Annotated in this window: 20 protein-coding genes; 9 read left to right on the top strand and 11 right to left on the bottom strand. The window is 62.0% G+C overall.

The annotated features are described in order from the left end of the window. Nucleotides 1–5: 5 nt before the first annotated feature. Nucleotides 6–428, top strand: a complete 423-nt coding sequence (locus NCS28_RS05100; RefSeq protein ID WP_250512767.1) for an ExbD/TolR family protein — start codon at nucleotides 6–8, stop codon at nucleotides 426–428. A gap of 349 nt (nucleotides 429–777) precedes the next feature. Here the strand turns inward: NCS28_RS05100 and NCS28_RS05095 are convergent, their stop codons facing one another. After that, on the bottom strand, nucleotides 778–1740 hold the full coding sequence (locus tag NCS28_RS05095) for a LysR family transcriptional regulator (protein WP_250512766.1): 963 nt from the start codon (nucleotides 1738–1740) through the stop codon (nucleotides 778–780). 150 nt (nucleotides 1741–1890) lie between these two features. On the opposite strand from NCS28_RS05095, the gene NCS28_RS05090 reads away from it, so the two are divergent. The 4 genes from NCS28_RS05090 to hemP all read left to right on the top strand — a co-directional run bounded on the left by NCS28_RS05090 (nucleotide 1891) and on the right by hemP (nucleotide 4215). Continuing rightward, nucleotides 1891–2760: a pirin family protein gene (locus NCS28_RS05090; RefSeq protein ID WP_250512765.1), complete on the top strand. Its 870-nt coding sequence runs from the start codon at nucleotides 1891–1893 to the stop codon at nucleotides 2758–2760. Nucleotides 2761–2892: 132 nt separating this feature from the next. Beyond that, nucleotides 2893–3291, top strand: a complete 399-nt coding sequence (locus NCS28_RS05085; protein ID WP_250512764.1) for an OsmC family protein — start codon at nucleotides 2893–2895, stop codon at nucleotides 3289–3291. A 39-nt stretch (nucleotides 3292–3330) separates the two neighbouring features. Beyond that, the gene (locus NCS28_RS05080; RefSeq protein ID WP_250512763.1) at nucleotides 3331–3819 is read left to right on the top strand and encodes an SRPBCC family protein; all 489 of its coding nucleotides are present in this window, start codon (nucleotides 3331–3333) and stop codon (nucleotides 3817–3819) included. A gap of 147 nt (nucleotides 3820–3966) precedes the next feature. Beyond that, nucleotides 3967–4215 carry a hemin uptake protein HemP gene (hemP, locus tag NCS28_RS05075; protein WP_250512762.1) on the top strand — a complete coding sequence of 83 codons (249 nt, stop codon included), beginning with the start codon at nucleotides 3967–3969 and terminating at the stop codon, nucleotides 4213–4215. 267 nt (nucleotides 4216–4482) lie between these two features. On the opposite strand, the gene NCS28_RS05070 is transcribed toward hemP, so the two are convergent. The 6 genes from NCS28_RS05070 to uvrB form a co-directional block, all read right to left on the bottom strand. Next, the gene (locus tag NCS28_RS05070; RefSeq protein ID WP_250512761.1) at nucleotides 4483–4896 is read right to left on the bottom strand and encodes a GlcG/HbpS family heme-binding protein; all 414 of its coding nucleotides are present in this window, start codon (nucleotides 4894–4896) and stop codon (nucleotides 4483–4485) included. 38 nt (nucleotides 4897–4934) lie between these two features. Further along, on the bottom strand, nucleotides 4935–6338 hold the full coding sequence (locus NCS28_RS05065) for a 4Fe-4S binding protein (protein ID WP_250512760.1): 1404 nt from the start codon (nucleotides 6336–6338) through the stop codon (nucleotides 4935–4937). Then, on the bottom strand, nucleotides 6335–7186 hold the full coding sequence (locus tag NCS28_RS05060) for an FTR1 family iron permease (protein ID WP_250512759.1): 852 nt from the start codon (nucleotides 7184–7186) through the stop codon (nucleotides 6335–6337). The genes NCS28_RS05065 and NCS28_RS05060 overlap by 4 nt, the downstream gene beginning before the upstream one ends. A gap of 67 nt (nucleotides 7187–7253) precedes the next feature. Continuing rightward, on the bottom strand, nucleotides 7254–7586 hold the full coding sequence (locus tag NCS28_RS05055) for a cupredoxin domain-containing protein (protein WP_250512758.1): 333 nt from the start codon (nucleotides 7584–7586) through the stop codon (nucleotides 7254–7256). Nucleotides 7587–7640: 54 nt separating this feature from the next. After that, nucleotides 7641–8186, bottom strand: a complete 546-nt coding sequence (locus tag NCS28_RS05050; protein WP_502801144.1) for an iron transporter — start codon at nucleotides 8184–8186, stop codon at nucleotides 7641–7643. A 327-nt stretch (nucleotides 8187–8513) separates the two neighbouring features. Continuing rightward, nucleotides 8514–10610: an excinuclease ABC subunit UvrB gene (uvrB, locus tag NCS28_RS05045; protein WP_250512757.1), complete on the bottom strand. Its 2097-nt coding sequence runs from the start codon at nucleotides 10608–10610 to the stop codon at nucleotides 8514–8516. A gap of 352 nt (nucleotides 10611–10962) precedes the next feature. Here uvrB and NCS28_RS05040 point away from each other — a divergent pair, with 352 nt between their 5' ends. Continuing rightward, complete coding sequence (locus NCS28_RS05040) at nucleotides 10963–12162, top strand: amino acid aminotransferase (RefSeq protein WP_250512756.1); 1200 nt, start codon at nucleotides 10963–10965, stop codon at nucleotides 12160–12162. A gap of 76 nt (nucleotides 12163–12238) precedes the next feature. On the opposite strand, the gene NCS28_RS05035 is transcribed toward NCS28_RS05040, so the two are convergent. Beyond that, the gene (locus NCS28_RS05035) at nucleotides 12239–12457 is read right to left on the bottom strand and encodes a hypothetical protein (RefSeq protein ID WP_250512755.1); all 219 of its coding nucleotides are present in this window, start codon (nucleotides 12455–12457) and stop codon (nucleotides 12239–12241) included. A 262-nt stretch (nucleotides 12458–12719) separates the two neighbouring features. Here NCS28_RS05035 and NCS28_RS05030 point away from each other — a divergent pair, with 262 nt between their 5' ends. Beyond that, nucleotides 12720–13238: a hypothetical protein gene (locus tag NCS28_RS05030; protein WP_250512754.1), complete on the top strand. Its 519-nt coding sequence runs from the start codon at nucleotides 12720–12722 to the stop codon at nucleotides 13236–13238. A 56-nt stretch (nucleotides 13239–13294) separates the two neighbouring features. Here the strand turns inward: NCS28_RS05030 and NCS28_RS05025 are convergent, their stop codons facing one another. After that, the gene (locus tag NCS28_RS05025; protein ID WP_250512753.1) at nucleotides 13295–14707 is read right to left on the bottom strand and encodes a lactate utilization protein B; all 1413 of its coding nucleotides are present in this window, start codon (nucleotides 14705–14707) and stop codon (nucleotides 13295–13297) included. A gap of 25 nt (nucleotides 14708–14732) precedes the next feature. Beyond that, nucleotides 14733–15467 (bottom strand): (Fe-S)-binding protein, encoded by a 735-nt coding sequence (locus NCS28_RS05020; RefSeq protein ID WP_250512752.1) that lies wholly within the window; start codon nucleotides 15465–15467, stop codon nucleotides 14733–14735. A 191-nt stretch (nucleotides 15468–15658) separates the two neighbouring features. Here NCS28_RS05020 and NCS28_RS05015 point away from each other — a divergent pair, with 191 nt between their 5' ends. Continuing rightward, complete coding sequence (locus tag NCS28_RS05015) at nucleotides 15659–16462, top strand: IclR family transcriptional regulator (protein WP_250512751.1); 804 nt, start codon at nucleotides 15659–15661, stop codon at nucleotides 16460–16462. An 84-nt stretch (nucleotides 16463–16546) separates the two neighbouring features. Here the strand turns inward: NCS28_RS05015 and pbpG are convergent, their stop codons facing one another. Continuing rightward, nucleotides 16547–17731 (bottom strand): D-alanyl-D-alanine endopeptidase, encoded by a 1185-nt coding sequence (gene pbpG / locus NCS28_RS05010; RefSeq protein WP_250512750.1) that lies wholly within the window; start codon nucleotides 17729–17731, stop codon nucleotides 16547–16549. A gap of 765 nt (nucleotides 17732–18496) precedes the next feature. Between pbpG and NCS28_RS05005 the strand changes: the two genes are divergently transcribed. Continuing rightward, nucleotides 18497–19072: a phasin family protein gene (locus NCS28_RS05005; RefSeq protein WP_250512749.1), complete on the top strand. Its 576-nt coding sequence runs from the start codon at nucleotides 18497–18499 to the stop codon at nucleotides 19070–19072. The last annotated feature ends 77 nt before the right edge of the window (nucleotides 19073–19149 follow it).

The raw sequence follows: 19149 nt of genomic DNA, 5'->3' as shown, positions 1-19149 counted from the left end.
TCGCAATGGCCATGAGCCCTTTCGCCGGAGACGAAGACGACGGCATGATGAGCGAGATCAACATGACCCCGCTCGTCGACGTCATGCTGGTGCTGCTGATCATTTTCCTGGTCACGATTCCGGCCATGCATCACGCGGTGAAGATCGATCTGCCGCACGCTAGCAGCCAGCCGCAGGACGAGAAGCCCGCGCACGTAAATATCGCGATCAAGGCCGACGGTACGACGCTGTGGGACGATCAGCCGATCGACGAAGCGACGCTCAACGCGCGCATTGCGCAGGCAGCGCAGCAGAATCCGCAGCCGGAGATCCATCTGCGCGCGGACCGTCAGGTGGCGTACGAGAAAGTCGCGGATCTGATGTCGGCGGCGCAGGCTGGCGGACTGACGAAGATCGGTTTCGTCACGGAGCCGAAGAACGGCAAGTAAGGCGGAAATAAAGCGGCAATTAAGCGCTCGCGCTAGCCTTTAAAGTAAAAGGCCTTCATCGTCAGATGAAGGCCTTTTTTCGTGCGCACTCGGCGCATTCGGGTGAGGCGGTCACTTTGGGTTCGAATAGCCAGAACCGGAAGTCCCGTCGCATGCGGCAGCCGTGGTCGACACGGACAGCGCAATCAACCCTATCAGGCTAACTATCAGAGCAGCCGTGAGTTTTCGCATAAGGAGCTCCTTAGCGAAGGGAACTTCAGTATACCGCCGCGAATTCCGGCCATCATTGAATCTGACCATCGCAAACGCGCGCTTCAATGTCATAAACCAATGACGAACGCCGATACAGTCAAACCGTTTCGCGTTCCGGCGTTTCCTGAACAGGACATTCTCCGGGAAAGCGCTGGCCGCTGCCGATCGACTCCACGAGAAAATCGACGAACGCGCGCACGGCGGGGACCATGCCCTGACGTGACAAAAAGACCGCATAGAGTTGCGGCGACGGAAACGTCCAGCCCGGCATCACCGGCGAGAGCTGCCCGGTGCGCAGCGGCGCGCCGTACATCATCTCGGGCAGCGCCGCGATGCCGACGCCGCGCATCACGGCTTCGCGGATCATCGACAGGTCCGCCGTGACGAGCCGCGGTTCGTGCTCGAATTCGTGGCGCGTGCCGTCCGGCGCGATCAGCCGGTAGACGTGACGGCCATCGGCAGAAGGCGTGTCGATGGTGTCGTATTGCGCGAGTTCGGCAGGCGTCATCGGCGGCGCATTCGACCTCAAAAGCGACGGCGCCGCGACGAGCATCTGCTCCGTGCGCCACAGCGGCCGGGCGACGACGTTCGAACTCGCGGGCGGCTCCGAGCGCACGCGCAGCGCGACATCGACGGCATCTTCGAACAGATCGACGACACGATTCGTCACGCGCAGCACGATACGCACTTCCGGATAGCGATGCATGAAATCCGGCATCACCGCGGAGAGAAACGTCTGCGCGATCGTCACTGGCACGCTTACGCGCACCGAGCCGCGCGGCGAATCGCGCAGGCTTTGCACGACGTTGACAGCCGCCTGGGCTTCCGCGAGCATCGCCTGACAATGCTGGTAGAAAAGCTGGCCGGCTTCGGTCAGCGCGAGCTTGCGCGTCGAGCGCTGCAAGAGGCGCACACCGAGCGACGCCTCGAGCTCCGACACACGCCGCGACAGACGCGACTTCGAAATGCCGAGCACGCGCTCGGCCGCCGAAAATCCGCCGTGCTCGACGACATGCGAGAAATACATCAGATCGTTCAGGTCATGCGAGTCGGCTTTCATGGTCGCTCGTCGAGTCCGTTCGTTATCGCCAGCGCGACAATCCATTGCGCGCTAGCGTCTTTTATCGCCAAACACGGCCCATATAATAGCTCCGTGTTTCAGATTTATCGCTATTCCCCTTACTTCCGTAGTCGCAACGCGAGGCAATCCATGTCCACGAGCCGCAGCATCGAACGCATCATTCCGGCGATCCGCACTGTCGAAGGCGGCGGGTTCGTCGTGCATCGTCCGTTTCCGACCCGACTTCTGATGGATTTCGACCCGTTCCTTCTCCTCGACGAGATGGGCCCCGCCGACTACGCGCCCGGCGAGGCGAAGGGCGCGCCCGACCATCCGCATCGCGGCTTCGAAACGGTGACGTACATGCTCGAAGGCGAGTTCGGCCACAAGGATTCGGCGGGTCATTCGGGCACGCTGCGCCCCGGCGATGTCCAATGGATGACCGCCGGCGCGGGCGTCGTGCACAGCGAAATGCCGGCCGAGGACTTCACGCGCCGCGGCGGCCGCGTGCACGGCCTGCAGCTGTGGGTGAACCTGCCGCAGCGCGACAAGATGATCGCGCCGCATTATCAGGAGATTCCGTCGACGCAGATTCCTGTTGCAACGAGCGAGGACGGAAAGGTCAGCGTGAAGGTCATCGCGGGCGAGGCGCTCGGCGTGAAAGCCGCGATCGAAACGCGCACGCCGATCCTGTATCAGCACTTTTCGCTGAAGCCCGGCGCGAAGATCGAGCTGGCCGTGCCGCGCGATTATCGCGTGTTCGCCTATCCGCTGTCGGGCACCGCGTCGTACGGTCCGCAGAGCCAGCCGATACGCGCGCAGCAGATGGTTATCTTTCGCGACGACAGCGATACGATCGCACTCGCCGCCGGCGAGCCCGTCGAGCTGCTGCTGATCGGCGGCGTGCCGCTGAAGGAGCCGGTCGTGCGCTACGGCCCGTTCGTGATGAACACGGAGGACGAAATCCGTCAGGCGGTCGTCGACTTTCAGGCGGGCCGGATGGGCGCGATCACGCACTGAGCGCCGCGCCCGCGCACCAAAGCGGAACCGATGAAACGGCGCGGCATGAACGGACACATTGCGTCACAATGACCGTTCTTGCCGCGCCGTTTTTCGTCATTCCTGCGGTCCCATCAACATAAGGAGCAACGCATGGCCGGACCTTCCGTGACTGCCGAGATCGGCAACACCGACTATCGAGTCCGTCTCGAAGATGGCACGCATTCGTGGATCGCCGACGAGCCGGCCAGCCTCGGCGGCGGCGACACCGGACCGGAACCGGCGTCGCTGCTGTTATCGAGCCTTGGCGCCTGCACGTCCATTACGCTCAAGATGTACGCGAAGCGCAAGGAATGGCCGCTGGACGGCGTGCGCGTCGAATTGTCGATGAAGAGCACCGCCGAAGGTACGCACATCGATCGCCGCATCGCGCTCGAAGGCGCGTTGTCCGACGAACAGCGGGAACGGCTCTTGCAAATTGCCAACGCGTGCCCGATGCACAAGGTTCTGTCCGGCGCGATTCACATCCACTCCGGGCTCACGCCGCAGTGATGCATCGCAGGCACCACGAACGTCCAAGGAAACGTCGTCTTGAATTTCGAACACCTGATCCAGATCAACGATCCGCTCAACCCGCTCGTCGATTCGCTCACGCCCGAACAGCTATGGGAAGGTCTCGTCCTGCGCGCGGAGCAGCCGCAATTGTTCGTGCTGGGGCTGGATAGCTGCGACATCCTCTCGCGCGATGGCGACACGATGGAACGCGAGCTGCACTATGGCCAGGCCACCGTGCGCGATCGCGTGACGCTCACGCCCGGTTCGAGCGTGCGCTATGACATCCTGCCGACCGCCGAGTACGTCGGCGGCTCGCTTACGATGGCGATCGAGCAGCCCGACGCGCTTCAGCTATTCCTGCGCTTCACCTACAGCACGACGCTGCCCGAGAACGCGAACGCGACACCCGACGAGCGCCAGACGCAGGAGATCGTGAAGTCGGCGTATCGCGAGTCGGATATCGATACCGTGCGGCTGATTCGCCAGTTCGTGCACGGCCGCAAGGACGAAAGCCCGCTGCATTGAGCGTTTCACCGATGCGGTGACGAATGTTTTGCCACCGCATCGAGACTGGCTATCAAAAGTTGGGCTTCAATCGGAAAGTCTAGTTGCAAATAGGAATAGTTATCATTTACTATAGTCCCATCGAATCAACGAACGCACCCTTCCGACATGACCGACACGCTGCGATCCTCCACGCTCAGGCTGCGCCGCCCGGCTGTCCGCGACGCCGCCATCACCCGCCCGAAGGCGACCACCGTGACCACGGTTCACGTCGCGCACGCAGCGGAAGGCAACGTCGAACGGTCGCTCAAGAGCGACGCGCTGCTGCAGGGACGCAGCCACGTGAGCATCTTGCATAACGGGGAGACTTATCAGTTGCGCGCGACACGGCTGGGCAAACTGATCCTGACGAAGTAACGCGCGAAACAGCGCAAGAACGGCAGTACGTACCGAGTATTGTGGGGACCACCTCGCCAAGAGGTGTTTGGCCTTAGCCAGCGAGGACGACTTGCACGCGAGAATTTAGACCCCTTCGTGCAAACACCAGCCAGTCGTCGATAGCAAGCGAAGCCGCTTTTTTTGGTTCCTGCCTGAGTTCTCACGATGCACGCCGACGAGCGCCGCATCCGATAAAAATGGCACGCCTTCGTTACGAAGACGTGCCATTTTTATTGCGCGAAAGCGTCAGACGTTCTCGATGCCCAGCGCCGCGATGCCCGCTTTCGCGATCTGCGCATCCTGATCCGACTTCACGCCCGACACGCCCACGGCCCCGACGATATCCGCGTCCACGAAAATGGGCACGCCTCCTTCGAGCATCGCGGTCATGGGCGCGCTGAGAAATGCCGTGCGGCCCTGCTTGATGGTGTCTTCGTAGACCTTGGTCTCGCGGCGGCCGAGCACGGCGGTGCGCGCCTTGCCCGTTGCCATTTCGGCGGTGCCCGCGCCCGCCCCGTCCAGGCGATGCAGATGCAGCAGATGCCCGCCATCGTCGACGATCGCAATCGTCACGTTCCAGTTGTGTTCCCTTGCATGCGCCTCGGCGGCGGCAGCCATGATCTTGACGTCTTCGTCGGTCAGTACGGGTTTGGTTCTCACTTCTCGCTCTCGTTGCCGCGCGTGACGGCGTGTACGGTTTATCGGGTGAAGCCCCAGAACATCAGGTACCACGCGCTGTCCGCGACGGCCAGCGCCGAGACAAACCATACCATCGCGAGCACGCGGGAACCAAGCGCCGACGCATAGCGGCTCGTCACGCGCCACGCGAGCCACGCGCTCCACAGATTCGCGGCACCGAGCAGACCGAGCCGCAGGCCAGGCACCCACCACAACGGCAGATGCTCGGCACGCAAGAGCGACACGGTCGTCGCGGACAGGCCGAGGAACACGCCGACGCCTGCAATCGGGATCAGCGCGAGCGTCAGATGATGCAGGCGCGTCGCGTTCATCTTGCCGAGCATGCGCGTGCTCATCGCGAGGAGCGCAAGCAACGCCGTGCCGTACACGATTCCCGTCGCGACTATATAGCCGATCACCATCGTCCCGTCGAGCCACGAGAAGACATCGTTCTGCTCCGGGTAATGCGTGAACAGGAACCACGGCGCGTTGGTATCGAGAGGCCAGAGAATGTCGTGATCGATCAGCCACGCGGCGAGATATTGCTTCAGGTCGACGAACCACGTGCTCACGGTCCAGTGAAACGCGCCGATCGCGATGCCGAGCAGGCCGTACAGAATGAGCGCGGTGTCCCACGGATTCGCGGCCTTGTCGCCGAGTTTCACGACTTCTTCCGACGGCGAGCGCCACGTGAGCGCGATGGCATCGCGATGGCCGCTGCATCGTCCGCACATGTGGCAGTCGGCTGCGCCCTTCATGTTGCGCAGCGGGACGAGCGGCGCGCAGTTGATCGGAATGACGCGGTGACCGTGCTCGCCTTCCTTGTACGAGCGGCGCCACGCGTCTTCGCTGACCTTGTAATGAAACGGCGCGAGCCGCGCGAGCAGCGAGAACACGCCGTTCACCGGGCACAGATACTTGCACCACACGCGCTTCTCGCGGCCATACAGCACGCCGATGATCATCGCGCCCACGGTCGAGCCGCCGAGCACGAGCAGCACCGCTTTCGGATACTGATAGACGCTTACCATCTGGCCGTAGATCGTCGTCAATCCGAACGCGACGAACGGCCAGCCGCCCCAGCGCATCCAGCGCGGAATCGCCCAGCCGCGGCCGAATTTGCTCGCGAACTCGGACAGCGCGCCCTCGGGACACAGCACGCCGCACCAGACGCGGCCGAGCATGACCATCGAAAGCAGCACGAACGGCCACCAGATGCCCCAGAACACGAACTGCGCGGCGAGCGTGAGATTGCTCCACAGATGCGCGGAGCCATCGGGCAGCGGCATCACGGCGGGAACGACGATCAGAAATGCATACACGGCAACGACGATCCACTGAATCATGCGGATCGTGCTGCCGTGACGCTGCATCCAGTGACCGGCTTGTTGCAGCCGGCCCGGTCTAGGCATTACGGAACTCATGCTGGACGGCTTGCCGCCTTTTGTTTCTGCGCCATCTGGTTATTCGAATGGCGCATCAGGAGATAGATGACGATCCAGTACACCGCATACGCGACGAGGTTCATGCCCGCCGGATGCGCGCGATAGCCGGTGAGTGTAGCAACGAGTGAACCGAAGGTGCTCGAATCGTCGAGCAGCCACGACGTGTTCCACACCTGATTGACGATGACCGGCAGCACTTCCATGTCGATCAGCTTGTCGACGCCCGTCTCGAACAGGCCCGCCGCGAGGAACAGCAGCATGATTTCGGTGACGCGGAAGAACGAGCGCCACGAGAAGATCTTGCCGCCAAGCTGCAGCACATAGAACGTCAGCAGCGCGAGGCCGAAACCGATGACGATCGCGACATACTGCGACACGTCGACGTGCCCCGACTGCCCGAAGCCGACACCGTAAAGGAACACGGCGGTTTCGCTGCCCTCACGCGCGATCGCGAGCGCGACGAGCAGCGCGATGCCCCACCAGTGCCCGTCCTGCGTGCTCTTTTGCAGCGACGACTCCATGTCGCGCTTGAGCGTGCGGCCGTGGCGCTTCATCCACAGGACCATCTGCACGATCAGCACGCACGCGACCAGCACCATCGCGGTCTGGAAGTAATCCTGCGCATTGCCCGACAGCACTTCCGTGAAGCCGATGAGCGCGGCGCCCAGCGCCACGGCCGCGAGCAGACCGATGACGACACCGGCCCACAGATAAGGCAGGCCGCGGCGCGCCTGATGGTCGCCGTTCTTCAGCCACGCGTAGAGAATGCCGACGACGAGCAACGCCTCGACGCTCTCCCGCCACACGATGAAAAGTACCTGCCCCATTCCAAACCTCCAGCAATTCCACTTCGATCGGCGGCGCGCGACATGACGTTGCGCGCCGCCACGACCGTTACTTTGCGACGATCACGCCCTGCGCGGTCTGATGAAAGTCGTCGAAAAACTTGTACTCGCCCGGGTCCAGCGGCGCGATCACGACGAACGAATCCGCGCCCGGCGCAAGCACTTTCTCCTTGCGCAACTGCACGCTTTCAAACTCGGCGGCCCCCTTGCCGACGTTATGCACTTCGATCTTGATGCGCTGCCCCGCCGGCACCTCGATGCGCGCCGGGTTGAGCTTGCCGTCGTTCATTTCGAGCTTGAATGTCGGCAGGTCGACGGCGAATGCGGTCCCGGAGGCGAACACGGACATCGCGAGCGCGGCCACCTGAATTTTCAGTTTCATGCGTACTTCCTGAGGATGAACGCGCCCGGTCCGGGATGCCGGGCGCTCGGACGATCAGTAACCGCCCTTCTTGCCGATGCCCGCGAACGGGAAGTCGTATTCGATCGTGAACGGCTTGAACCACGGGCCGACGCCCGTTTCCTTGTCGGTGTGGCGGCCGAACGCCATATGACCTTCCTGCGACGGCGGCGAGATGTGCAGCTTCAGGTGATACTTGCCCGGGCCGAAGAGCTTCACGTTGTCGCCGTAATGCGGGCCGTCGCTCGCGACCATCGGCATCAGATCGCCCTTGAGGGTTTGCGTCGAGCCGACCTTCGTGAGTTCATACGTCACGTTCAGATACGGCATCCAGTCGCCTTCGGCGAAACCGGTCGGGTTGTTCTTGACCGCGTGGATGTCCGCCTCGAGGTGGATATCCGAATCCGACGCCTTGCGCATCATGCCTTCGGGCGCCATCGTGATCGGTTGCAGATACACGGCGCCCGTTTCCATGCCGCCCTCGATGTGCTGCTTGCCGATCGGATATTCGGCGGCCGATGCTGCCATCATCGCCGTGAGACCTGCGGCGGCGACGAGGCCGCGCATCAACGTTGAACCCATCAGAAACTCCTTGTTGTTATCGATTGGCGCGCGTGCCACGCGAGCCTTGCCACCGGAATACCGGACCAGCACATGAGACGCTCGGAAGAAAAGCGCCGATCCGCCGGTTCGCAGAGGCGCACTAGCACAACTCTGTGAACGTTAATACGAACCATTCTCAATGTTCGTCAGTTTAGCATCGTTCGACACCCGGAACAATTTGAGCAAACTTACAGACCTAGGCGCAGTAAGGCTTTTCGCGGGTGTGAGGCAATCTCGGCAGATAAAAAAAGCGCGGCGAAGGGTTCCTTTCGCCGCGCCTATTCGATCTACAGTTCGAAACTAAGCTTATTTCCCGCCGATACCACTCACGTGATCGCCGACATTCGCGCCGAACACGCGCTGTCGCAGGAGCGCCAATTGGTCGCGGGTCTGCGCGGCCTTTTCGAATTCGAGATTCTTGGCGTGATCCATCATCTGCTTTTCGAGGCGCTTGATTTCCTTCGCGATCTGCTTCTCGGACATGTCCTCGAACTTCGCGCGCGCCTGCGCTTCCTTGAGTTCGGCGCGGGCGTCGTCGGCGTTGTAGACGCCATCGATGATGTCCTTGATGCGCTTCTCGACGCCACGCGGCGTGATGCCCATCTTTTCGTTGTGCGCGATCTGCTTCGCGCGGCGCCGCTCGGTTTCGCCGATGGCGCGCGTCATCGAGTCGGTCATGTTGTCGGCATAAAGAATCGCCTTGCCGTTCACGTTGCGCGCCGCCCGGCCGATCGTCTGGATCAGCGAGCGCTCGGCGCGCAGGAAGCCTTCCTTGTCGGCGTCGAGAATCGCAACGAGCGACACTTCGGGGATGTCGAGACCTTCGCGCAGCAAGTTGATGCCGACGAGCACATCGAACGTGCCGAGCCGCAGGTCGCGGATGATTTCCACGCGCTCGACCGTGTCGATGTCGCTGTGCAGATAGCGCACCTTCACGCCGTGATCGGCGAGAAACTCGGTCAGCTGCTCGGCCATGCGCTTCGTGAGCACGGTGACGAGCACGCGCTCATGCACGGCGACGCGCGCATTGATCTCGGAGAGCACGTCGTCCACCTGCGAGCGCGCCGGACGCACTTCGATTTCCGGATCGACCAGACCGGTCGGCCGCACGAGTTGCTCGGCCACCTGCCCCGCCTTCTGCTTTTCGTAGTCGGCGGGCGTTGCGGAGACGAAGATCGCCTGACGCATCTTGCGCTCGAACTCGTTGAACTTGAGCGGACGATTGTCGAGCGCGGACGGCATGCGAAAACCGTAATCGACGAGATTTTCCTTGCGCGCGCGGTCGCCGTTGTACATGCCGTTCAACTGGCCGATCAGCACGTGCGACTCGTCGAGCAGCATCAGCGCATCGGGCGGCAGATAATCGACGAGCGTCGGCGGCGGCTCGCCCGGCGCCGCGCCCGAAAAGTGCCGCGAATAATTCTCGATGCCCTTGCAGAAGCCGAGCTCCTGGAGCATTTCCAGATCGAAGCGCGTGCGCTGCTCGAGGCGCTGCGCTTCGACGAGCTTGCCGTCGCCATGGAAAAACTCGAGCCGCTCGCGCAGTTCGAGCTTGATGGTTTCGATCGCGCGCATCACGGTGTCGCGCGGCGTCACGTAATGCGACGACGGATAGACCGTGAAGCGCGGAATCTTGTTGCGCACGCGGCCGGTGAGCGGATCGAAGAGCATCATCGATTCGACTTCATCGTCGAAAAGCTCCACGCGCACCGCCATTTCCGCGTGTTCCGCCGGAAAGATGTCGATGGTGTCGCCGCGCACGCGGAACGAGCCGCGCTGAAAGTCGGCTTCGTTGCGCGTGTACTGCATTGCGATCAGCCGCGCGATGACGTCGCGCTGGCCGAGCTTGTCGCCGGTGCGCAGCGTGAGAATCATCTTGTGGTACTCGGACGGATTACCGATACCGTAAATCGCCGACACGGTCGCAACGATCACCACATCGCGCCGCTCGAGCAGACTCTTCGTGGCTGAAAGCCGCATCTGCTCGATGTGCTCGTTGATCGACGAATCCTTCTCGATGAACAGATCGCGCTGCGGCACGTACGCTTCCGGCTGGTAGTAGTCGTAGTACGAAACGAAGTACTCGACCGCATTGCGCGGAAAGAACTCGCGGAATTCCGCGTAGAGCTGCGCCGCGAGCGTCTTGTTGGGCGCGAAAACTATCGCCGGGCGGCCGAGACGCGCGATCACGTTCGCCATCGTGAAGGTCTTGCCCGAGCCGGTCACGCCCAGCAGCGTCTGGAACGACAGGCCGTCCTCGACGCCTTCGACGAGCGTCGAAATAGCGGTCGGCTGATCGCCCGCCGGCGGATACGGCTGATAGAGCTGGAACGGCGAACCGTCGAACGTGACGAACTTCGATTCGTCCAGTTCTTCGGGTGATTCGATGAGAGTGTCGGACATGAGAGATCGAGAGAGTCAACGCCTGCGCAAACAAGCATTCTAGCGTCGTACGCAATTCGCGCGCTCGCCATGACGTGACGGGATTCGGGAGGCTGATCGTCAACAGATTGGGCATTGGCCGATAATCTCAAGCGCGCGCATTCGCACCCTTTTTTTCGTCCCTTTTATGCTTTTCGATGCAAAAAAGGGCCGAAAAGCACGCGCATTCGCACCATATTCGTCCGAAAAGCCACGCCGGATTCGCTACAATGTGCGACTGGGCTGCGCGCCACGCCTTAGCATGATGTTCGAAGCGCGCCTGCATCGCCCGTTTGCATCCTGCCGCACGTCCTTCCCTCACTGCCGATAGATCATGTCTCTATTCTCTGCCGTCGAACTCGCTCCCCGCGACCCGATTCTGGGCCTCAACGAAGCCTTCAACGCCGATATGCGCACGACCAAAGTCAATCTGGGCGTGGGCGTGTACACGAACGAGGAAGGCAAGATTCCGCTCTTGCGCGCCGTGCGCGAAGCCGAGAAAGCGCGCGTCGACGCCGCGCTGCCGCGCGGATATCTGCCGATCGACGGCATCGCCGCCTACGACGCCGCCGTGCAGAAATTGCTGCTCGGCGACAATTCGCCGCTCGTCGCCGCAGGCCGCGTCGTGACGGCGCAGGCGCTCGGCGGCACGGGTGCGCTCAAGATCGGCGCGGATTTTCTGAAGCGCGTGAATCCGAATGCGATCGTCGCAATTAGCGATCCGAGCTGGGAGAACCATCGCGCGCTCTTCGAAGGCGCCGGGTTCGAGGTCGTCAATTACCCGTATTACGAAGCCGCCACGCACGGCGTGAATTTCGACGGCATGCTGGCCGCGCTCAACGGCTACGCGCCGGGCACCGTCGTCGTGCTGCACGCGTGCTGCCATAACCCGACGGGCGTCGATCTCACGGACGATCAGTGGAGGCAGATCGTCGAAGTCGTGAGGGCGAAGAATCTCGTGCCGTTCCTCGACATGGCCTATCAGGGCTTCGCGGAAAACATCGACGCTGACTCTGCCGCCGTGCGTCTCTTCGCGGCCGCCGATCTGAACGTGTTCGTTTCGTCGTCGTTCTCGAAGTCGTTTTCGCTTTACGGCGAGCGCGTCGGCGCGTTGTCGATCATCACGACGGGCAAGGAAGAATCGACCCGCGTGCTGTCGCAACTCAAGCGCGTGATCCGCACCAACTATTCAAACCCGCCGACGCACGGCGGCTCGATCGTCGCGGCCGTGCTGGCATCGCCGGAACTGCGCGCGACCTGGGAGCAGGAACTGGGCGAAATGCGCGATCGCATCCGCGCGATGCGCAACGGTCTCGTCGAGCGCCTGAAGGCGAGCGGCGTCGATCGCGACTTCTCGTTCGTCAACAAGCAGCGCGGCATGTTCTCGTACTCGGGTCTGACGGCGGCGCAAGTCGATCGTCTGCGCGAAGAATTCGGCATTTACGCCGTGAGCACCGGCCGTATCTGCGTGGCGGCGCTGAACACGCGCAACCTCGATGCCGTCGCGAACGCCGTCGCGGCTGTGCTGAAGTAAGCCGGCCCGGAAGCTTCAAATGAAAATGGCGCCCTTCGCGGGGCGCCATTTTTTGTGCGCGTCGGAAACCGCCGACTCAGAGCGTCTTTTGCACGGATGTCGCAGCGGGTGTCGCGTCGTCGTCCTCGACGAAGCCGAGTGAAATCGCGCGAGCGAGTTCGGCGCTCACGCCCGCTACGCTGGTTGCTTCGTGGCGCATGGCCGCGCTGCCGCCTTCGCCGGCGTGCATGCAAAAAGCCAGCGCGATCGGAAGCACGATGGCGACGGGCCAGTAAGTCGATATTGTCTTTTTCATGGGACTACCTTTGGTCGAAATGTCGCAGTGGGTAACAAGTGACAAAGACCCACTGGCGGACACTTCGAATGGTACGGAATCGTCCCGATATTAAAAAGCCGTTGAAAAGCAAAGGATCGTTGCGCGCACGACAACAAGTATTTCGCGCGGGCGGTGAGCTTTTATGACACTTCGCCGTCATAAAGGCTTACAAAGTTCTTGGGGACATCCGCCTGCCGATGCTGTCTCATACAGTAATGGTTCGACAGGTTCAATCAAGATCATGAAATCCGCTGTTGCTGGTCTTCTGCTTGCGTCGTCCGCTGCGTTTCTCGGCGGCTGCGCGGTTTATCCCGATGGACAGTCCTATGGCGGTGGCTATCCCGGTGTCTACGACGATCCGGGCTATGGGTACTACGGCGGTCCGCCGGTGGTTCAGCCGGGCGTCGTCGTGGGCGGCGGATATTACTCCGGTCCGGCCTATTACGGTCCCGGCCGCAGCCGCTACTGGGATGACGGTCCGGGCTGGCGCCGGCCGCCGCCGGGTGGCTGGCATGGCGATCGGCAACCGCGCGATCGCGGACCGGGCGGCCCGCCGCCGCAAGCGGGCGGTGGACATCCGAACGGCCCGCCGCCACAGGCAGGCGGCGGTCGTCCTCCGGCCGCTGCCCCGCCGCAGGCGATGCCCAAGGCGGTGGGGGGTCAACCTCCGGGGCCGAATCGCGCCCCCGCACCATCCGCGAATGGCGGCAGCCGCGAAGGCGGCAATTCACGCGGCTTTCTCGGACGCTACGGCGGATAACGCGGCGAACGCTTGCATCGGAAATACAGGCCGCGGCACATTGCCGTGGCCTTGTTCTATCCGAGATGCGAATGCTGCGCTTTGTACAACTCCCGGAACGTACGCCCGACCGGCGCGGGCATGTCGCGCGTGCCGGTCCATCCCTTGCCGAGCGGCAAGCGCGAAATCGCTTTCCTGTCGCCGCCCATGCGTTCGAGCACACGCACGGCGAGTTTCGTGAAAAGCGCATACGCCGCCGGCCGCTTCGCGAGATAGCCCCACGCCGCGAGCGCGGCGCGCTCGTTCCACGGACGCAGCCGGCGCTCCATCTGTTTCTCGCGCAACTTGCGCAAGAGATCCGATAGCGGAATGCCCACCGGACACACGCTGTTGCACTCGCCGCAGAGCGTCGCGGCTTGCGGCAGATCGAGCGCCTTGTCGATGCCGACATACGCCGGCGTTAGCACCGAGCCCATCGGTCCCGGATAGACCCAGCCATACGCATGTCCGCCGATCTTCTGATAGACCGGGCAATGGTTCATGCACGCGCCGCAACGGATACAGCGCAGCATCTCCTGAAACTCCCCGCCGATAAGCCCCGTGCGCCCGCCATCGACAAGCACGAAATACATGTGCTCCGGCCCGTCCGATTCGTCCGCCGCGCGCGGCCCGGTCAACAGCGAGAAATAGTTCGAGATCGTCTGCCCGGTCGCCGAACGCGGCAGGAGCCGCATGGCGGTCGCGAGATCCTCGAGCGTCGGCAGGATCTTTTCGATGCCCGTCACCGCGACATGCACGCGCGGCATCACCGTGCACATGCCTTCGTTGCCCTCGTTCGTCACGACCGCGACCGACCCCGTCTCCGCAATCAGAAAGTTGCCGCCCGTCACGCCCATATCCGCCGACATGAAATGCGGGCGCAACACTTCGCGCGCCTCGCGCGTCATGTCGGGAATATCGGTCAGGCGCGGCTTGTTGTGCGTCTTCGCGAAGAGATCGGCGATCTGCTCCTTATCCTTATGGACGACCGGCGCAATGATGTGGCTCGGCGGCTCGTTATCGTTGATCTGCAGGATGTATTCGCCGAGATCGGTCTCGATGGACTGCACACCCATCTCGCCAAGCACGCGATTCAGCTGCATCTCTTCCGAGACCATCGACTTGGTCTTGATGACCTTCTTCACGTCGTGCTTGCGGGCGATATCCGCGACGAGCCTGGCCGCGTCTTGCGTCGATTCGGCGTACAGCACCGTCGCGCCGCGCCGAGTCGCTTCGCGCTCGAAGGTTTCGAGCCATACATCGAGATTGTCGAGCGCCCGATTGCGCCGCTCCTTGAGCGCCGCGCGGGTCGCCTCGAAGTCGATGTCACGCACCGCGCTCGCACGCGCGCTGACGAACTTGGTCGAGAGTTTCGTGAGGTTCTGCTGCAGGCGCTCGTCGGCAAGCTTGGCTGTCGCGCGTGCCTTGAAATGCATCGTCTGGACTTGCATGTGCGGTCTCTCTTTCAGGATGCGCTCACGCGCGGCCTTGCGCGTCGCCGGCAAGCACTTGCGCGATGTGCAGCACGCGAGTCGACGTATCGCCGGTGCGGCGCAGACGCCCTTCGATGTTCAACATGCAGCCGAGATCGCCGAGCACGACGGTGTCCGCCCCGCTCGCCTTGATGTTTGCGCACTTCTCGTCGACGATCGCCGTGGAAATGTCGCCGTATTTCACCGCGAACGTTCCGCCGAAGCCGCAGCAATGCTCGCAGCCCGGCATCTCCGTCACCGGGACGCCCGCCCGCGCGAGCAGTTCGCGCGGCTGCGACTTCACGCCGAGTTCGCGCAGACCCGAGCAGGAATCGTGATAGGTCACCATGCCGTCGAATGCGCCGGGTTCCATGCGCGCCTTCGCGACATTCACAAGAAAGTCGGTCAGCTCGAACACGCGTGGCTGCAGGCGCCCGAAGCGGCTCATCAGTTGCGGATCGTCGCGAAAGAGATCGCCGTAATGCGCGCGAATCATGCCGCCGCAAGAACCCGACGGCACGACCACATAGTCGAACTGCTCGAACTCGCGCAGCGTTTTTTCGGCGAGATCGCGCGCGAGCGGACGATCGCCCGAGTTGTAGGCGGGCTGGCCGCAGCATGTTTGCGACGGCGGCACCGCCACTTCGAAACCCGCCCGCTCGATCAGCTTGATGACCGAAAAGCCGATTTCAGGGCGCATCATGTCGATGAGACACGTGACGAAAAGTCCGACTCGCATTAGGGGCGTTTCCTGTTTTGTAGAAGTGATATGAACGCACCGCCGATTATCCGCGAAAGTCCCGCCAGGCGGCGCGCGCCGGTCCGCAAGCGTCTTCGAAGGGAGTCATCTTTTTGACCGCCGCTCGTTTTTTTCACATTATGAGATACAATCACAGTTCCGCTGTTTGACGCATCAACCGATTTTTCACGATGAGCGATACGAACCCGGACTCCAAGACTTCCATCCAGGTGATCGAGCGCATGATGCGTCTTCTCGACGCCCTCGCCGACCACACCGATCCCGTCAGCCTCAAAGAGCTTTCCCAGAGCACTGAGCTGCATCCGTCGACGGCGCACCGCATTCTCAATGACATGGTGCTGTGCCGTCTCGTCGATCGTTCCGATCCCGGCACGTACCGCCTCGGCATGCGGCTGCTCGAACTCGGCAACCTCGTGAAGGCGCGTCTTTCGGTGCGCGAGGCCGCGATGCCGCCGATGCGCGAACTGCATCGGCAAACCGGCCAAACCGTCAATCTGTCCGTGCGGCAAGGCGACGAGATCGTGTATATCGAGCGCGCGTATTCGGAGCGCTCGGGCATGCAGGTGGTGCGGGCGATCGGTGGCCGTGCGCCTTTGCATCTGACATCGGTGGGGAAACTATTCCTCGCCGACGACGAAGCCGCACGCGTGCGCGCCTACGCAATGCGCACCGGTCTTTCCGGTCATACGCAGAACAGCATCACGGATCTTTCGAAGCTCGAGCGTGAACTGTCTCTGGTGCGTCAGCAGGCCTGCGCGCGCGACAACGAGGAGCTCGAACTCGGCGTGCGCTGTATAGCAGCCGGCATCTACGACGACACCGGACGGCTCGTGGCCGGCCTATCGCTCTCCGCGCCGGCCGATCGTCTGCAGGACGCGTGGCTCAAGCAACTGAGCCACACGGCGCTCGAAATCTCGCAATCGCTGGGGTATCACCCGGAACAGGCGGCCGAAGTGCAACACGCGCACCGCTAATCCGCGATCCACGCCGCATGAAAAAACGGGATTCGTCTTTCGACGAATCCCGTTTGCTTTTTTGAAGCCGCGAAACGCGATCGCTCAAGGGTTCGCGCCGCTGCCCATATCGGCGCTCATGATGTGCGGCTCGCCGAGCGTATCGAGAAACGAGCGCAGGCGGCCCGCATCGGCGAAACGCGAGTACTTGCCATAGGAGTCGAGCAGCACGATTACGACCGGACGGCCGTTCACGGTGGCCTGCATCACGAGACATTCGCCCGCTTCGTTGATGAAGCCCGTCTTCTGCAAGCCGATATCCCACGACGCGTTGCGGATCAGCGCATTCGTGCTGTTGTAGGCGAGGTTGCGCTTGCCGGTGAAGACATCGTAGCTGCGGTCGGTCGAGAACTTGCGGATCAGCGGATATTGATACGCCGCGTTCACCATCTTCACGAGGTCGCGCGCGCTCGACACGTTCTGGCTCGTCAGGCCCGTCGAGTTCTCGAAGTGCGTATCGGTCATGCCGAGCGACTTCGCCTTCGCATTCATCGCGGCGATGAACGCCGGACGGCCGCCCGGGTAATAGCGCGACAGTGCGGCCGCCGCGCGATTCTCGGACGCCATCAGCGCGATATGCAGCATGTCTTCGCGATTCAGCACCGAACCAACGGCAAGGCGCGAACCCGTGAACTTCTCGTAGTCGCGGTCTTCGTCGGTGACGCTGATCTCGTCGGTGAGCGGCATGTGCGAATCGAGCACGACCATCGCCGTCATGAGTTTCGTGATCGACGCGATGGGCACGACGGCGCGCGAGTTTTTGTCGAAGAGCGTCTCGGACGTGTTCTGGTCGACGACATAGGCGACGCTCGAGCGCAGCGCGAGGCTGTCGGGCGTGTCATGCAGACCGAACGCCTGGCCGACCGACGTCGCCCGCGGCTGGAATGCGACCGCGTGCACCGAGGCGCGACGCGCATGCGCATCCATGCGATACGACACGCGACGCTTGCGCGATGCGCGGGGCGCATCGTCGTCGTCATCCGTGGCGGCGACCTTGGCGGCCTTCGCGGGCTTCGGCGCCTTGAGCGTGGTTTTCGCCACGCGCGCGGGCTTTTCAGCTTTGGCGGCGGATTTCTTTACGGTTTTGGTTGCTGTGGCGGTCTTTGCGAGGGCTTCAGCCGGAGCCGCTGCGAAGGACGTCGCTACTGCGATGGAGACGGCGATGGACAATGCCGAACGCACTGCCACGCCATGCACCACCTTCAACGACGAAAACATTTCGGTTTTCATTAGTGTTCTGTTGGGCGGCTGGAGGGTACCGCCAAGTGTAGTGAAGCTACGAAATTTAAGCAATATTAAGCACTTATCGGCACTCGTTAAACTGAGTTGTAAGCCACGAGTTGCATATTGCCGATCAACAGCGCGCCTCGATCGGAAAAAAACGATCGTCCCGGCGGAACCGAACTGCCCACAGCGCGCTTTCCTACACGACGCCACACGCACTATCGGCAAAACTTGCCACGACTTTAGTCGAACGTGTGAATCTGATCGGACAAAACGCAGAACCTCGCATCGACGGAAGGGACGGGTCGGATGCCGCTGACGACTTGCGACAGATCGGACAGACGAAATGTTAACGTTTCTTCAGCAAATTGGTGTACGGCGACATCTTAAAAATAAGACAACCTTCAGAAACTTCTCGTTCTGCATGGCGATGAAACGCGGCTTCGCACCCGGCGGGAACATCAAAGGTTCATGGCGACGTGCTTTGATCGGCTTTCACCAAGTTTGAAATACCGTGAGCCGTCGGGGGCATAGGGTTTTCACCGTTGCTCGCTTTACGCTTTCGTAGATCAAGTAAGTCGTTGTTTAACTTACGTTTTCGACCAATTGTGCGGCGCACAAAAAATGCTTGACATCCATCGGAATATCTCTAAAATGGGTCTCATGTTGCGACGCACCAATTGCAGTTGCACCTAGCCGGCTGAAGGTTCATCGCGCCGGAACTACCAAACCACGACCCGCGTTTGATGGGTCGGCCATCAGGAGCCTGAGATGACGCTGTTGACCCCCGAGCAAATCGCCGCTGCACAAAAAGCTAACTTCGACACGCTGTTCGGTCTGACGAACAAGGCGTTCGAAGGCGTCGAGAAGCTGGTCGAACTGAACCTGCAAGTCGTGAAGTCTACGCTGGCCGAAAGCCAGGAAAACGCACAACGCGCGTTGTCGGTGAAGGACGCGCAAGAACTGCTCGCGCTGCAAGCGAGCCTGACGCAGCCGGTCGCGGAAAAGGTGCTGTCGTATGGCCGTCACCTGTATGAAATCGCGTCGGCCACGCAAGCCGAATTCGCCCGCGTCGCGGAAGCGCAGTACGAAGAGCAGAACCGCAAGGTGCAAACGCTCGTCGACAACGTCGCGAAGAACGCACCGGCCGGTTCGGAAACCGCTGTCGCCGTGATGAAGTCGGCTATCACCGCCGCCAACACGACGTACGAAACGGTTCACAAGGCAACGAAGCAAGCTGTCGAGATCGCCGAAAGCAACTTCAACGCTGCCGCTACGGCTGCGACGAAGGCTGCCACGCAAGCGTCCGAGCAAGCTACCCGCGTCGCCAAGAAGTCGGTTGCCTAAGTTTGCCGCCGGGCCCTGCCCGGCTCAAGTGCAGCACGCATGAAGAAGAACCCGGCCACCGCGCCGGGTTTTTTGTC

It is taken from the genome of Caballeronia sp. INDeC2 (assembly GCF_023631325.1).
In the GTDB taxonomy this organism is placed as follows: domain Bacteria; phylum Pseudomonadota; class Gammaproteobacteria; order Burkholderiales; family Burkholderiaceae; genus Caballeronia.
Note: the sequence above shows the minus strand (reverse complement) of the source record. Positions and strands in the feature narration are given on the sequence as shown.

Coding starts and splice junctions, on each gene's coding strand:
- NCS28_RS05090 (WP_250512765.1), top strand. CDS start 1,891: ATGTCCACGAGCCGCAGCATCGAACGCATCATTCCGGCGATCCGCACT.
- NCS28_RS05035 (WP_250512755.1), bottom strand. CDS start 12,457: ATGAAAAAGACAATATCGACTTACTGGCCCGTCGCCATCGTGCTTCCG.
- hemP (WP_250512762.1), top strand. CDS start 3,967: ATGACCGACACGCTGCGATCCTCCACGCTCAGGCTGCGCCGCCCGGCT.
- NCS28_RS05100 (WP_250512767.1), top strand. CDS start 6: ATGGCCATGAGCCCTTTCGCCGGAGACGAAGACGACGGCATGATGAGC.
- NCS28_RS05030 (WP_250512754.1), top strand. CDS start 12,720: ATGAAATCCGCTGTTGCTGGTCTTCTGCTTGCGTCGTCCGCTGCGTTT.
- NCS28_RS05025 (WP_250512753.1), bottom strand. CDS start 14,707: ATGCAAGTCCAGACGATGCATTTCAAGGCACGCGCGACAGCCAAGCTT.
- NCS28_RS05020 (WP_250512752.1), bottom strand. CDS start 15,467: ATGCGAGTCGGACTTTTCGTCACGTGTCTCATCGACATGATGCGCCCT.
- NCS28_RS05050 (WP_502801144.1), bottom strand. CDS start 8,186: ATGGGTTCAACGTTGATGCGCGGCCTCGTCGCCGCCGCAGGTCTCACG.
- NCS28_RS05055 (WP_250512758.1), bottom strand. CDS start 7,586: ATGAAACTGAAAATTCAGGTGGCCGCGCTCGCGATGTCCGTGTTCGCC.
- NCS28_RS05085 (WP_250512764.1), top strand. CDS start 2,893: ATGGCCGGACCTTCCGTGACTGCCGAGATCGGCAACACCGACTATCGA.
- pbpG (WP_250512750.1), bottom strand. CDS start 17,731: ATGAAAACCGAAATGTTTTCGTCGTTGAAGGTGGTGCATGGCGTGGCA.
- NCS28_RS05095 (WP_250512766.1), bottom strand. CDS start 1,740: ATGAAAGCCGACTCGCATGACCTGAACGATCTGATGTATTTCTCGCAT.
- NCS28_RS05005 (WP_250512749.1), top strand. CDS start 18,497: ATGACGCTGTTGACCCCCGAGCAAATCGCCGCTGCACAAAAAGCTAAC.
- NCS28_RS05015 (WP_250512751.1), top strand. CDS start 15,659: ATGAGCGATACGAACCCGGACTCCAAGACTTCCATCCAGGTGATCGAG.
- NCS28_RS05060 (WP_250512759.1), bottom strand. CDS start 7,186: ATGGGGCAGGTACTTTTCATCGTGTGGCGGGAGAGCGTCGAGGCGTTG.
- NCS28_RS05040 (WP_250512756.1), top strand. CDS start 10,963: ATGTCTCTATTCTCTGCCGTCGAACTCGCTCCCCGCGACCCGATTCTG.
- uvrB (WP_250512757.1), bottom strand. CDS start 10,610: ATGTCCGACACTCTCATCGAATCACCCGAAGAACTGGACGAATCGAAG.
- NCS28_RS05065 (WP_250512760.1), bottom strand. CDS start 6,338: ATGAGTTCCGTAATGCCTAGACCGGGCCGGCTGCAACAAGCCGGTCAC.